The organism is Saccharopolyspora cebuensis, assembly GCF_039542665.1.
Taxonomy (GTDB): domain Bacteria; phylum Actinomycetota; class Actinomycetes; order Mycobacteriales; family Pseudonocardiaceae; genus Saccharopolyspora; species Saccharopolyspora cebuensis.
On the sequence record NZ_BAABII010000025.1, the window covers coordinates 17,540 to 32,789 of the forward strand.

General features: G+C 69.5%; 5 protein-coding genes. 2 read left to right on the forward strand and 3 right to left on the reverse strand.

The genetic code is table 11. The annotated features are described in order from the left end of the window. Positions 1-246 precede the first annotated feature (246 nt). The 3 genes from ABD976_RS28050 to ABD976_RS28060 all read right to left on the reverse strand — a co-directional run bounded on the left by ABD976_RS28050 (position 247) and on the right by ABD976_RS28060 (position 10,108). On the reverse strand, positions 247-6,090 hold the full coding sequence (locus ABD976_RS28050; RefSeq protein ID WP_345368102.1) for an anti-phage protein ProA: 5,844 nt from the start codon (positions 6,088-6,090) through the stop codon (positions 247-249). A gap of 505 nt (positions 6,091-6,595) precedes the next feature. Further along, on the reverse strand, positions 6,596-8,260 hold the full coding sequence (locus tag ABD976_RS28055) for a DUF6119 family protein (protein ID WP_345368079.1): 1,665 nt from the start codon (positions 8,258-8,260) through the stop codon (positions 6,596-6,598). Positions 8,261-8,881: 621 nt separating this feature from the next. Continuing rightward, positions 8,882-10,108 (reverse strand): DNA sulfur modification protein DndB, encoded by a 1,227-nt coding sequence (locus ABD976_RS28060; RefSeq protein ID WP_345368080.1) that lies wholly within the window; start codon positions 10,106-10,108, stop codon positions 8,882-8,884. A gap of 687 nt (positions 10,109-10,795) precedes the next feature. Between ABD976_RS28060 and vsr the strand changes: the two genes are divergently transcribed. Beyond that, entirely contained in the window at positions 10,796-11,272 is a 477-nt protein-coding gene (gene vsr / locus ABD976_RS28065) for a DNA mismatch endonuclease Vsr (protein WP_345368081.1), read from the forward strand. A 537-nt stretch (positions 11,273-11,809) separates the two neighbouring features. After that, positions 11,810-14,992 (forward strand): AAA domain-containing protein, encoded by a 3,183-nt coding sequence (locus ABD976_RS28070; RefSeq protein WP_345368082.1) that lies wholly within the window; start codon positions 11,810-11,812, stop codon positions 14,990-14,992. Positions 14,993-15,250: the final 258 nt, after the last annotated feature.

The window sequence follows — 15,250 nt, forward strand, 5'->3', positions numbered from 1 at the left end:
CGCGATCCCGGGGTGCAGGATGATCGTTTTACCCCCGCATGGAGCAACCGCGGGGGCCGAACACCGCGTGCGGCCTCCCCGTCGAAATCCGGTCGGGTGATGCACGTTCGTGCAAGGGCGGGCCGAGCTGCCCGTTCCGACGACGCCTCCCGAGATCCGCCGCGGGAACGCGGCCACCCTCGTGCGCGGGACCACCGTCGTCCCAGGGCGTTCGCAGCACCCCAGCGGCACCGGCTTCGGGCGGCATCACTCCGGCGGCTTCGGCACCCGCCCGGCGGTGACGCCCCAGGCCAGCGCCTGGTCCATGAGCCGCTGCATCGACGCGGTCGTCTTGCCGTACCCCAGCGATTCCCGCGTCGCTCGGCGGAGCTGCTCGGTGTCCCCCGCTCGTCCGGAGTCGAACGCGTGGCGCATCGCGTTGACGATCTCCTCCGGAGGGATGGCGGCGAACGGACGACCTCCCGGATCCGGAGTGCGGCGGAAGCCCCGCCAGGTTTCCGGATCGCGGTGGGCGGGCCAGACGAACCGGGTTCCGAGGCCCCGGGTGACCCGGTACTGCTTCGGGAGGAACCGCTGCATCCGGTTCTTGCGCTCGGCATGCACCTGCCGCAGACCGAAGCAGTTGTTGACCAGCCTCATCAGGCGCTCGACCTCGATCGGCCCCTCGGCCGCGATCACCTCGCCCATGCACTCCTGCACGAGCCGCTGGACCCGAGCTGCGTGCGCCAGTTCATCGAGCTGTTCCCTGGTACCCATCGTGACCGGCTGGAACGGAACGAATTCCTCGACGAGGCGGTGATCGGCCGGGGCGGCTTCGGTTCGCAGAGCCGATCGGAGCAGCGGCTCGGGCGCGTCGTCGGCCTCGACCTCCGCTGCCGGAGGCGGCTCGACGACCTCTGCAACCGCCTTCGGGCCCGCCTCCACCGGGAGCGCTGCACCCGGTACCTCCGGCGTGGGCTCCGCCGCCGGCGCGGTGTCGCCGACCACGCTCGCCGAGGCCACCGCGCGGTCGATGCGATCGAGCACGCCCTCCCGATCCGCCATCCATTGCGGGAGCCAGACCCGCACCGCTGCCGGCCAGTGCATGAGGTCCGTGAGCAGCCTCGGCGCCGCATCGCGGTCGGCGACCGTCGCCCGGCGCGCCCACTCCGGCCCGTCGAGCAGCACCGCGACCGACCAGCTCCTGCTCCCCGGCGTTCGGACGGCGATGTCCACGGTGAAGTGCGAGAGCCCGTAGCGGGTCTCGACCTCGTGGCCGCGTGCCCTGATCGCACCGGCGACCTCCGCGGTGATCCGGTCGACATCCGGCCGGCCGCCGCGGCTGACGATGTCCCCGGAGCTGCCCACGCCGCGCGCCGCCACCTCGAGGTACGCGCGCAGGTGGTGGACACCGACGGAGTTGGTCGCCGACAGGTCGAGGTCCTCCGGGTCGAAGGAGCTGACCACGATCACCTGCGTGCGGGCTCGCGTCACCGCGACGTTGAGGCGCCGCTCCCCGCCGGTGTTGATCAGCGGTCCGAGCCGCAGCCGCACCCGGCCGGTTCTGGGGTCCGGTGAGAAGGCCAGCGAGAACAGGACCACATCTCGTTCATCGCCTTGGACGTTCTCCAGGTTCTTGACGAACAGCTCCTCGTCGTCATCGCGGGCCAACGCGGCCTGGATCCGTTCGTCCTCGCTCTCCTCCAGCAGGTTCAACACGAGGTCGCGCTGCTGGACGTTGAAGGTGACGACTCCGATGGAACGGTCGGCGGTACGCGGATCGGACAGGATGCGGGAGATCTCCGCGACGATCCGGGAGGCCTCGACCGGATTGGTTCGGCTGCCGCCGGACTCGAACCGGCCTTCGACGCGTCGCCACGCGATACCGGCAGCGGGGTCGCCACCGGGCGCGGGCAGGCTGGCGAGCTCGCCGTCGTAGTAGTGACCGTTCGAGAAGGCGATGAGGGATTCATCGGTGCTGCGGTAGTGCCAGGTCAGCAGTTCACGCGGCAGTCCGGACTCGACGCACTCGGCCAGGATGCTGTCGAGGTCTTCCGGGACGGTGGGATCGTCCGGCTCGTCGTCGTTGCTGGCCTGCATGATGCTCGTCGGTGGCATCTGCTTGGAATCACCGACCACGACGACGGACCGACCACGCCCCATCGCGCCGATCGCCTGCGGAACGCGGATCTGGGAGGCCTCGTCGAACACGACGATGTCGAAGCCGAGGGCCCCCGGCTCGAGGAACGCGGCGACCGAGGCCGGGCTCATCAGCAGGCAAGGCGTCAGCCCGGTGATCACGTCCGGATAGCGCACCACCGCTTCCCGGAACGACAGCCGATCCGTGCGGCGACCTTCCAGGCGCCGGAGCAGCTCCCCGGCACGTTTGTCGAAGTCACCGCTCCCCCGGTTCTGCACGATGCTGGCGGCGATCCGCTCCGGCAGCTGGGCGCGAACCTCGTCCCCCAGGCCGAGGAAGTCCACGACCTGCTGTTCGTGCGCGTCGGCGTCGAAGTAGTCCAACCCCCCGCTGCGCAGGCGTTCGTCGACGGCGGTCCGCGCGATGCCGCGCAGCACCGCCACTTCCGCCTCGTCCGGTGCGACCTCCCCGCCGAGGACGCACTCCCGGAAATCCGTCAGCCCGGCCTGCGCGAGCACATCGGTGTGACCCAGCACAGCGCCCCACCGCTGGACCGGGAGCAGGCCGTACCCGTCCAGATCGTCGACCCACGTCCGGCCATCCCGCTCCCAGGCCGCGGCCCAATCCGACCCCGCCGTCCACCGGGCGAACTCCTCCTCGGTGGTGCCGAGCAGGCCCAGCCAGGTCTGCCACGCCCCGAGGAACCGTTCCAACCCGCGAGCCGGGACCTGCGCCCCCATCCCGTTGAAGACGTCCCACAGCGCAGGCATGCGGTGGCGCGCGTCCCGCGACACCTGCGAGGACCGGTGCGCCGCCTGGATCGCGCGCACCGCGTCCGGCCGGGTCGGCAACCAGGACGGCGGCAAGCCCAGCCCGCGCACCCCGTGAACGGCACGGGCGACGTCGGACGCAGCATGCCGCGCCGAAGCCGCGGCCCGGAACACCTCCAGCACCGCGGTCGCATCGATGGCGGCGCCCGGCGCCAGGTGCGCCTGCAACGATCGGGCCAGTTCGAGGCGGCGCTTCTTCTTGCCGATCAGCCCTCGAGCGGCGGCCTCGGCTTGGACGGCGAGGTCGTCGAATGCGGGGTGCACGAAGAACTCGGGCCGGAAGGTCGCGAGCACCTCCCGGTGCTGCTGCTGGAACGCGGCGACCAATTGCCCGGCACCGCGCACCTCGTCGTCCCAACCCGCCTGCGCTGCGGCCGCCGTGCGGGCGGCGTCGGGGAGCGCTCCCTGCGCCGCGAGTCCGGCCGCTCCGAGGACTTGGCCGAGCTGCATCGGGTGCGGGAGCGCTGCCATCCGCTGCCGCAGTGGTTCGGGCAGCCGCCCGAACCACTGACGCACCTCCTCCAGCTCGCGCGCGGCAGCCGCGGCGGCGTGCGGGTCGAGATCGGCGATCGACCGCAAGCCGCTGATCGACCAGGGGTGGTGCGGGCGCAGGCGGGCGGACCGCCCCGCGCTCGGCAGGGCCCGGGCGGCGTTCTCGGCGGCGACGCGCTGCTCGGGGGACAGCGAGAAGTAGCTCGCGGGCACGCACGCCGCAGGTCCGTCACCGTGCACCAAGGTCGCCCGGTAGGCCGACCACACCGAGAATCCCGAACGATTGGTGTCGTGCACCTGGTCGGGGTAGTGCTGCAGCGCCGACACCCTGGACCGGTACTTGGCGGTCAGCGACTCCCATTCGTGCCGGTCGCCGTCGACGCGCCGCTCCCGAGCCGCCCTGAGCTGTCGGCTGATCGATCGCTGGGACTGCTTGCGCCCGTGCACGTCCAAGCAGAACGCGTCGAGCCCGATCGCCGTGAGCCGCCGCTTCACCACGTCCAGCGCGGCCTGCTTCTCGGCGACGAACAGGACGGTCTTGCCCGAAGCCATGGCGTGGGCGATGAGATTGGTGATGGTCTGGGACTTGCCGGTACCGGGCGGTCCTTCCAGCACGAACGAATGCCCCCGCTCCGCGAGCGCCACCGCGCGCAGCTGGGAGCCGTCCGCAGCGATCGGCACGACCATTTCGGTCTCGTCGACCCGTGCGTCGACCGGCTCGGGGGCATCCATCGGTTGGCCGGGGTTCTCCGCCAAGTGCTGCACGACCGGATTCCCCAGGAAGGTCTTCCAGTGGTGGGTGAGGTCCCGCCACATCTGGAAGGTGGAGAACTCGAGCAGCCGCAGGCTCGCCGTCTCGTCGACGCGGTAGTGGAGTTCGCCTTCGACGAGGGCCTGCCGGATCGCCCGCAGCGATGCGCCGATGTCGATGCCGGAGCCGTCGAGGACCGGAGTCCGCAGGGCCGGGATCTCGATCCCGTGCTTCTGGCGGAGCCACTCCACCAAGCACTGGTTGGGTGCGGCGAGTTCGTCCCCGTCGGCGATCACCGCGTACGGCCTGCGGCCCGCCCCACCCTCGATGCGCGCGGGGAGGAGGAACAGGGGTGCGTGCGCCTCACCTGTCGGGGTCGGGTGGACCAACGATCCGAGCGTGAGGTAAAGGTAGTTGCCGCCGGTCTCCTGCTCCACGGTCCGCGCGGCGCGCTGGAGACCCCGCATCCGCTCGACGTAGTGGTCATGGGTGACCGAGGCGTAGATGCGGTGGTCGGTCGCCAACTCGGCGAAGACGACCTCGTCCGGGAGGTCCTGGGCGCGGCGCACGCCCTGCAACTCCTGGATCCCGCCCAGCGCGTCCTGGGCGACGATGTTCAACGGCTTGCCGCCGTGCACCAGGTCGTCCAAGGCAGCGAGCCCGCCCGCAGGCACGTGCAGGTCCAGGCCCTTGCCCCGCTTGGGGAGCTTGAGCAGCGGGTTTCGCAGGCTGAGGTCGAGCAAGGCTCGCCGCCAAGCCGTGACCCGCGCTGGCGCGCCGTCCGCAGGACCCTGGTCCGCGACCATCTCGGCGTCGTCGAGCACGCCGCTCGTGACCAGCTCGTCCGGCAGGGCGAGCCGACGCTCCGGGGCGTCCGGTGGCGTCGGTTCCGCAGGATCCTCGTCCCCGACGTCCGTCGACGGCATCGGGCGGATCCCGGAGCGGTGCGCGAGGTGGATGTCGACCATGCCGAGCAGCTCACCCGGACCGCGCAGGTGTGCGCGTCCTAGCTTGGCGGCCTCGGCGAACCCGACGGAGTCCGCGCCAGGCCCGATCGCGGTGAGCTCGACCGCGATGGATTTGGACGACTCGACCACGTTGATCATCTGGGCCGGGTCCGAGGACACGGTTTCGGCCAGTCGTTCCTCGTTCAGGAAGAACCCGGCGAACGCATGCCCGCGGACCATCCAGATCAGCGGGTGCAGGCCCGCTGCTTCCAGGCACGCCGCGTAGGTGACCGAAAGATCGATGCAGTTGCCGATCCGGTCGCCCAAGACGGCCGCGGTGGTGCGCACCTTCTGCCCGGTGTCCTCGAACGATGCCGGCAGGCCGACGTAGGTGATCGCGCGCTCGCGCAAGGCCTCGTACACGGCAGCACCGATCTGCGCCGCCCGCTTCGGCCCCACCTGGTAGCCCTGCAGCGAACTCGAGCCCGTCTCCCGCTGCAGCAGCTCGCCGGCGGCCCGCAGAACGCCGTTCACCGATGCGGTGTTGGGCTGCACGAACGCGGCGATCGACTCGTACAGCGCCGGGGCGCTCAGCCACTCGTTGTGCGCCAACACCCGGGACTGGGCCGACAGCTCGAACTCGTGCCTGTCCACGATCCGGACGGACACCCGGTAGCTGACGGGAAAGGATTCGTCGGCGCTCTTCAGCAGCGCCGCATCGGGAGCGAAATCCGCGAAGTCGTCCCAGCTGACCGACCCGCCCGCGGCGATGGTCACCGCGGACCTCGTCCACGGCTCCGTGAGCGGGCCGTCCGGTCCGGCCAGGGTCAGCACGACCTCGACGTCGACAGCGGTCTCGTCGTCGAGGTTCTCGATCCGCAGCCGGTTCACCACCGGAACCCGGTTGTGCACCAGCGCGTAGTACATCGCCGGCGGATGCACCAGCTCCACCCGCAACCGATCATCCTCGCCGCTGGAAGCGCGAAGGACCGAAGAGGTCATCATGCTCGCAATCGAGGTGGGCAGCGCCTACCCCGCAGGGATGCGCTGGCGTTTGCTACGGACAAGATCGACGAACCGGACGCTGACGTTACCCGGGCCACCGATCCCGCTCGGCCGGGTGGCGCCCGTCACCATACGGCGGTCGTTCGGCACCTTCCCCGAGGCCTCCACCCGGCCGGATCACCGCCCCGGCAGCTCCTCTGGTCGGTGGCCGGTCGACCGCAGCTGCCGCGCGCCTGCTCGGCGCGTGCCGAGCCAGAGCGCCACCGGGGACGGGCAGCGCCCGGCAGGGGTGGAAGACGAAGGCGCGGCACAGGCGGCGACCGCTCTTCCGGAGTTGCGAGAGCTGCAGAGGAAGACACCCGCCGACATGCGGCGACGAGCGCATCAGCCTCCTGATCGGCGCCCACCGGCACCGCCCACCACCAGCTCGGAGGGATCGGGCGAAGAGGGTTCACCTCGTCCTGATGTTCGCGACGGCGACCTCGATGCCGACGTTGCGGAGGGCCACAGCCGCCTGCATGAGGCTGACCTGGGCGAAGGTGAAGAGGCTGTCGGCGGTGACCGGCTTCCCGCTCTTCAGCGAGATCGCGTAGACGACCTTCCTGGGCACGAAGTTCTCCGGGAGAGCGCGCTCGGGCGCGATCTGTTCGACCCTGGTGATGAACTTCCGCCGCGCTTCGCCGTCGAAGCGCAGGGCGTCGGCCGACAGGCGCCCTTGGGCGAACAGGTGGTTGAGCGGGGCAGTCGTCTTCGCCCGCTTGACGTGGATCAGCTCGTCGTCCGGACCGAGGAGGTCGCACGCTTCGATCCCGTGCGGGTGCTGCGTCGTGTGGAGCTTCTTCCGGTCGAGGCAGACGAATCCGTGCTCAGCGGCTTCGTGGTTGTACGCCTCTTCGTCCTTCAGGTCGGAGGTCCAGTCGATGAGGGACACGCCCGGCTGCTCGGCCAGGAGGTCTCGAACCTGTTGGCGGATGCCGTCCAAGTACTCGTCACCCATCTCGAACCAGCGCCCTTCGTGCAGGAAGAAGCGACTGGTGCCGAGCGCCACCTCGGCCGCGAGCCACTTGTGGGCGGGCAGCTGGCGGCTGAGCACCTCTTCCCCGTGCTCGTCCGCGCACATCTGGACGTAGCCGTCCTTGAGCGCGCGCAAGCGCCCACCGCGGGAGACCCGTCGCGTCCTGGCGAGGACCTCGCCCAAGCTGAGGTCGGTGATCAGCTCGCGGCGCGGCCCGATCTTCATCCGGTAGGTCGTGGCCTTGCTGCCCTCGTCGAGGCATTCGGTGGGCAGCGTCGCGGCCACCCGGTTCGGTTCGTCCTGCCCGAGCAGCTCCTCGAGCACGGCTTCGATCTGCTCCCGTCGTCCATCGGTGGGCTTCAGCGGTCGTACGCGGGCGACCATCTCGAACCCGGGCGCCGGGCTCTGCTCGGTGAAGACCCGGTGGATCTCCTCGAGATCGGAGAGCAGGTCCGCTGCTCCCGCTCCCAGGTCGATCTTGAGCGCGTCCGTGCCCGCGACCTGGACGGTCTTCTTCCCACCCTTGCCCACCGCCAGCCCGAGCGCGGAGACGTCGACCGCTCCGCTGAGCCGGCTCACGACCTCCCCGTAGGCCTCGATGCCGAAGGAGTGGAGGTGCTGCACCTGCGCGGCGGAGTTCCGGTCGGTGCGGCCGCGGGCGTCCATGACGCTGTGGGTCACCTGCTTGATGGCGTCGGCGCTGAGCACCCTGAGCGCGAAGCCGAGCCCGAATCCGGGAGTCGTGCGGGACGGATCCAGCAACAGGTGCCCCATCCCGAAGGTCAGGGCGAACAGCGCTCCCCCGACCGGCACGAGGAGCGCACCGGCCGCCGTCTTGTTCTCCACGGCCGGGCGGGTGCCGGTGAGCGCGTCGACGGCAGCGACCCAGTCGGGCGGCTTGTTCCCACCGACCACTCCCGTGCAGAGGAGTCCGAGGACGTCGCCCACCGCGACTTCGGCGACCTCGAATCCGGGAGCGTCCTCGTACTTGGGGTTCAACGCCTCGCGGAGCGAGTCGGCCGCCACGTCGTGCAGGAGGTGCAGGGTGCACCGCCTGGTCGCAGGTGCAGCGGGTGCGGTGGCGTTCTTGCTGGTGACCATCGTGGTTTCCTTTCCTCTCGTCGGCGCCTCGGGGCCAAGTGCCACCGAGGCGAGAGCGTTCCGTGATCAGTTGAGCGCCGGTGGGCACTAGAGGAGCGCCAGAGCTGTTGCCGCCACAGCGCAGGCTTCGCTGGGCGGGGAGCCGACTGCTCGTGCTGGGTGCTGATCGTTCACCGGCCGAGCAGGCCGGATGCGATCGGGGAGCTCGCCTTGGAAGTGCCCGCGAAGCTCAGGTCGGCCGTTGACGTCGGGGTTCCCGCTCGGTGGCCCGGCGATGTTGCGACCGTCGGCAACGGACCTCGTGGGTCCCCGGCCGGGCCTCCTACCGCTGCCGACGACCTTGCGGGGCCCGGGACAGCGACGGTGCGACCGCGACGATGCGCGTACGTGGCCACCGGGCCCCAGCCCTGGTGCGGGCGGACCCGGCAACCGCCCCGGGTACCGGGTCGCGGTATTTCTCGGTCACCCGCGACGGGTGCCGGTGACCACCGGCAGGCAGGCGTCGGTCGACACGGGGCGCCGCGTCCCCTCGCCCGGCCTCCGTTGCGTCGTGGCCAGCCGGGCTGGTGGTTCGTCGCGGGTCCGGTGCCGGGGCAGCACCGGACCGCGAACGGCTGCTGACTACCAGCCGCGGACCTTGCGGCCGTGCTCGGTGTCGGGGTGCAGGAGCGCGTTGGCGACTCGTCCACCGGAATCCTTCGCACCGCCACCGAAGTTGAGTGCGCCGTTGGCGTTGGCGCTGGCGGCGATGCCGTCCCAGTACTGGGCGCTGCGCTCCCACCGCACCGGATCCAGCAGGCCGAGGAGCTGCTCCTCGGTCAGCACGCGCCCGGAGCCGGACCACCCGGTGGCCTCGTGCGCGGCGATGCCGATGCCGGCCAGGACGGCGGGTGCCGAAACGGCGGACCGCGCCGCGAACTGCGGGTAGAGCTGGGAGAGGACGGTCGACAGCAGCGGGACCAGGCGACGCGTGGCGTGCTCCGCGGAAACGCCCTCGGGCAAGCTGGTCTCCCGCGTCGTCGACGAGGTCATCTCGAGCCCGGCACGTCCGTGCAGCGCGGTGGTCACCAGCACGCGGAGCGCGGAGAGCGTGACGAGTTCCGGACCGGCGGCCTTGAGCTGACGGCCGCGGGTCTCGATGAACGCGGTGAACGGGACGACCTCCCCGTCGCGTTCGACCTTCACCGAGTCGGCGATCCGCCGGGTGAGCTGCGTGCAGTAGTCCCGCTGATCCATGGACATCGCGAGGTTCTTGGCGACCGAGATGCCTTCGACGTTGCGGTCGTAGAAGATCTGCCGGGCGTCGTCGACGCCGAGGCCCCAGTACAGCTCGAACGGCATCCGCACCGCGGCGAGCGCGTCGTGGGTGAGTCCGAAGCGCGCCGGGTCGTCGTAGAGCTCGTGCCAGGCGGTGAGCTGCGTTTCGCCGTCGATGGCGACCACCGCGGAGCCGGGGGTGACGGAGATCGTGCGGATGGACGTTCCGGGCACCAGCTCGTCGCTGATCGAACCGAGCTCACCGGCGAGCCACAGCGTGACCGGCGGGGTCGACCACCCCGAGCCGTGCACCCCCTTCAGCCCGGCCGCGATGTAGTCGGCGTACGGAGCGATGTTGCGGCCCTTGCCGGTCGACTTGATCATCCGCTGCACCAGCCCGCGGATCTCGGCATGCCGTCGCTGCAGGCCGGAGGCGTACTGCAGCGCCCGCTTGTTCTCCAGGTTCTTGGGGGAAGGGACGAGCTGGATCAGCGTCGGCAGGCCCATGGTGCCGATCACGGCGTCCGGGCGGAAGGGCATGACGTGCAGTCGGATGCCCTCGACCTCGGCGGTGGGCATGGGGATGGGCATGAGGAGACCTCCTGGGGAAGTGCGGGGGTGGCCAGCTGCTGTCGGTCACTGCGAGTGGCAGCATCACAGCAACTGAAAGCGTTGTCAAACGTGTTTACGCGTCGAAGTGTCGTTACGTTGTTCTCTCGGTGCACATGCGAGTGAATGGAGCGCGCCATGTCCGAGCCTTCTGCGCAGATCACCGCTGTGAAGTTCGAGCCGTTCGCCATAGTGATGCACGTCACGCTCACCAACTGGCATCGTCCGACCCGGAACCCTCGCCCCCCGACGACTCGCGCCTGGCGCTCGGCACGGAGGAGATGCCCCGGTGTCCCCCGCTGTTACCCGCTCGCGATGCTCGACGTGCGAGTCGAGGCGCTACGCCGAGTTGGAAGCCGTCGGGCCGGGGCTGCCTGCGGTCACCGGGATCGAGCCGCAACCGGTGGCACCGCTCCCCGCCCGCGTGCTGCGGGCGGGCCTGTCCTCGGTCATCGAGGACAGCGCGGTGGCCGACTCGATGCAGTGCTGGAACGGGAGCGCCCTCGCGATTCCCAGGTCTGGCTTCCGCAACCGATCCCAGGGCGACCCCTCGCGAGTCGACGACGCCGGTCTCCCCCGGGCTGTGAACATGTGCCAGGTGAAGTGCATCCGTTGCGAGCCCACCAAGCGCTCCACCGCAGCCAGCACCGGGCCGGCGCGAGGTGGGCGTTGACCTACGAGTACGTCGACCCGGGACCGACTCCGCGGGCCGCTTCGCCAGCGACCGCCAAGGTCATGCGCTCGACCCGGCGACGGGACACCGGACCGGAGCTGCGGCTGCGGCGAGCGCTCCACCGACGCGGTCTGAGGTACCTCGTCGACACCACGCCACCGGGCACGAACAAGCGCCGACGCGCCGACGTCCTGCTCCGCGGCCCGCGGATCGCCGTGTTCGTGGACGGCTGCTTCTGGCACTCCTGCCCCCAGCACGCCCACCTCCCGAAGCGCAACCGCGAATGGTGGCAGCGCAAGCTCGACGGCGTCGTGCGCCGCGACCGCGACACCGACGCCGAACTGTCCGCCGCCGGCTGGGCGGTCGTCCGGGTCTGGGAACACGAGGACCCCGAAGCGGCCGCCGACCGGATCGCGCGAATGGCCCGGGACCGGCGGGCGGAACGACACCGGCGGTCGGACCGAGCGCAGTGATCGTCGAGCGCGCTGAGGTGAGCCTGCGAGGAACGCTCGGACAGGGCGAGCTGCGGCAGGGCCTGGTCGCACACCCTTCATGCCTGCCCGTGCCGCCGGCCCGGTCGAGGGATTGCAGGACTCAGCGCCACGAACGCGGACGTGGGGCCGGACCGACTTCACACGCCCCCCGGCTCACGCCGCGAACGTCCGGCGCAGTCGGCATCGGGGCTGAACGGTGGCCCGGCACGTTCCACCGAGCTGCGCCTCGGCGTGCGCGCTGGTCGCCAGCTCGGCCTTCCGACAGCGCCCGGCCGGTTGCGAACCCCGGTGCTCAAGGCGGGCAGCGCGGCACCCGGCCCCGCGCACGGGTTTCGGCGCCATCCCACCGAGGTGGCGCCGAACCGCGGAGGCGAAAAGCCCGTGCCCGCGGGAGTGCGAACGGGTCCACGATCGGACACCGAACGGCGCCCCCGTGTCGGCCGAGATCGCTAGGATCGCGCGGGATCGGTCCTGCGCGATCACCTTGCAGCTGTCGTTCGTCCGTATGGAGCAGAGTTGGCCTGGCGGGAAGATGTGATCGACGCGGTGACGAGCCAGCTCCGCGGCCACGAACTCGCACGGACGAACAAGGCGCTCGGTGCCGCGCACCCGGCCGACCACACCGGCTGGTACCACGTCTCCACGCGGAACAACTCGATCGAACTCGACCGGCTCACCGATCTCAGGCTCGTCGACGAGAACGGTGAGCAGTACCGTGCCGTCGAGCGATCAGAAGTACCGGAGTCCGAACTCGTCAAGATCCGGGTCGGCAGGCATGCCCCGAGAAGGGGGCTCACGCTGTGGGGCACGACTCGCCCCACCGACTTCCTGGAACGCAGTCAACTCGAGGCGCTGAGAAGGCTCGGGGACACCGGAGGCCTCGCCGACAAGCTCGTCGAACGCCGCATCGATCCCGTACCCGAGCACACCTCCGCTCCGGTCGGCCTCTCCGGCGAGCAGGCCCGGGCGTACGCTGTCTGCACCGCCGGGGGCCTGCATCTCGTGTGGGGTTTCCCCGGGTCCGGCAAGACCACCGTCCTCAGCGAAGCCATCAGCGATCTGCTCGACAGCGGACATCGAGTCCTGCTGGTGTCGGGCACCAACGTCGCCGTGGACGGCGCGCTGGCTGCCGTGCTCCGGAATCGCGAAGCGCTGGAGCCGGGCGAGTTGCTGCGTGTCGGCACTCCACTCCTCCGGGAGATCGGATCCGATGATCGGGTGGCGTTGCACCGGATCGCGGAAGGCCAGCTACGCGACCTCACCGACGAGCGGGCCAGCCTCGAACAGCAATTGGAAACCATCCAGGACGCACCCACGTGGAAGGTGCTCGAGCACGCCGAAGCGGAACTGGACGAGTTCGACCATGCGAAGTACCTGGACGCGAAGCAGCGCGTAGACCACCAGCGGAACCTCCGCAGCCTCGTCCAGGAACGCGACAGGTCCGAGAGGACCGTGGAGAACCTCCAGCAGGCCCTGGCGAGCGATTCGGAATTGCTCGACGCCGAACGGCAGAACTTCGCGCCAGCGGAGGCAGCCGAAAGACACTTGCCCGACATCCAGTCGTTGGGCCTAACGATATCCGAATTGGACCGGGAAGCCAGGAGATGCGCAGCGGCTTTTGATGAGGCCCTCGCCACCCTGCGGGACCTCCCCAAGAAGAACGAGAAGCGCGTAGCAGCCGTCAAGGAACACGCGGAGGAGCTTCGCGATCAGAAGTACGCCGCAGAGGAGACGCTACGACGACGGAAGCCCCACCTCGAATGGAGGCTGAAAGAGCTCCAGTCGCTGACCTCTCCATTCTCCCCGGAATCGATCGCAGATGCTCGTCGACGGCTCGAAGGTGCCGAAGCGGCGGTCGAGAAGCGAACGGAAGAGATCAAAGAAGTCGAGGAGCAGATCGCGAGGACTCGCCATCACTTGGCCATCGCAGCGGAACACGAGGAACCAACCGATGCGGACCACGAACTGGTCAGGCACGCTGATGAACGCGACCTCCCGTCGCTGCACGCCTATCGGGAACAGCTTCGACGGGACGCCGAAAGGCTCCGGTCGCAGTACCAGGCGTTGGCGCGGAAGCACGAGGATCTGCTTGTCCAGTTGGCCTCGAAACGAGCGAAGGTCGAAGCGGAATTCATAGGACGGGCTGACCTGGTGGCCACCACCCTGAGCCAGGTGCACCTGAACCGGTCCGTGGCCGCAGGCCGTTACGACGTCGTGCTCGTCGATGAGGCAGCGGCCGCATCCCTCCCGGAAGTGCTGTTGGCCGCGGCGTTGGCGAACAAGACGGTGACGCTGTTCGGCGACCCTTTCCAAATCGGTCCGATCGGGGCGAAGGACCCCCGGCACGAGCGCTGGCTCCGGAGGAGCTGCTTCGAGCTGGTCGGGGTAGTAGATGTCGGAACGGCGCTGCAGCACCCCGGGTGCGTCGTACTCCGGGAGACCTACCGCTTCGGGGGAGCACTGGCGCACCTGGCCAACGAAGTCGCCTACGGGAGCGACCTGCAGGTGGCAACTGACCGCCCCGGTGACGCACCCGACACCGAGATCGTCCTGATCAGCACAGACGACCTGGGCGGGCTCGGAGTGCACCACAGGGCTCCCCGAGCAGCGGGACGCTGGTGGGAAGCAGGCAGCATGCTCACCCATGCGATCGCGATGCACCACCTGGAACGAGGCGACTCGGTCGGCGTGATCACGCCGTACAAGCTGCAACGGCGAGCGACGCAGTCCTACTTGCGGGACAAGGGAGACTCCACTCGCCACGTCGAAGTCGGCACAGCCCACAGCTTCCAGGGCCGAGAATTCGACGTGGCGATCTTCGACACCGTCGAGGACGGGAGCGATGGCGGATGGCTGCAGCAGGCGGACCTGAACTCGCACGACCGGCACGCACGTGACGGCGCTCGATTGTTCAACGTAGGCATCACCCGCGCCAAGCGTCGCCTCTACCTGCTGTGCTCGTGGAAGTCCGTGAACCGGGCCGGGCCTGGAACCGTCCTGAACGCAGTGTCCGACATGCTCGATGCACAGCGGGTCAAAGGAATCAGAGCCGGCAACGCACTCGGCTGGTCGTCCGCGGAGCGCCAACCGACCGATCACATCGAGGAGGACGTGTGGTCGGCGTTCAACGAGCACATCCACGTCGTCGCCGATGGTTGGTTCGACGAGGACACCTACTTCCTAGAGGTCTTCAAAGACATCCGAGCAGCTCGCGAGTCGGTCTGGATGTGGTCCCCTTTCACCGGAAAGCGCTCCGGCGAATTCATCAGGCATTTTCGCGATGCCCGCAGCAGGAACGTACCGGTGAACGTATTTATCACCAACAGCGGGGACGAGTTCTATGACACCAACAGCGCCACGAAGCGGAATACCGTGAACACGTTGGCCGAGAACGTGACACACCTGGTTCGCGTCACAGCCGAACACAGGAAAATTCTGGTAATCGACAAGAACACCACCTACCTGGGCAGCCTGAACAGCCTTTCCAGCAAAAAGTACTCCCCTCGACGAGAAATCATGATCCGCCATCGCGGGGCCCGATACGCCGAACACGTCCTGCAGAGCGCGTCCGCAGCAGAACTCATCCCACCCGAGAACTGCGCCGAATGTTCCGAACAGATGGAGGCCCGCCGCGCACCCGACGGGCACGGATACAAGTGGTACTGCCCGCGAGGGCAGCACCATCCCGCGGCGCGCTGACACTGGGAGGATCGCACCTCCGCAAGCGGTGGCTATCTCAATCCCCGACGAACGGGACTGCGGCACCCACGCCACGCGCTGCACGGGGTTGTCGATCGCCGAACCATGCGATCACCGTCGCGGGGCGGCTCCAGACCACCACCTTCGCAGCCGGCCCGCCGATGCCGCGGCACCACGCCTGGGGCGCTCCGCCGCAGCGGGCATTGCGTTCAAGGGCGGCCAGGGGAGTTGGACGAGCGACTGCGGAGCTGCCCTCGC

Bases quoted from the DNA above. Each gene is read 5' to 3' on its own strand.
- ABD976_RS28055 (WP_345368079.1), bottom strand. From the start codon at position 8,260: ATGGTCACCAGCAAGAACGCCACCGCACCCGCTGCACCTGCGACCAGG.
- ABD976_RS28060 (WP_345368080.1), bottom strand. From the start codon at position 10,108: ATGCCCATCCCCATGCCCACCGCCGAGGTCGAGGGCATCCGACTGCAC.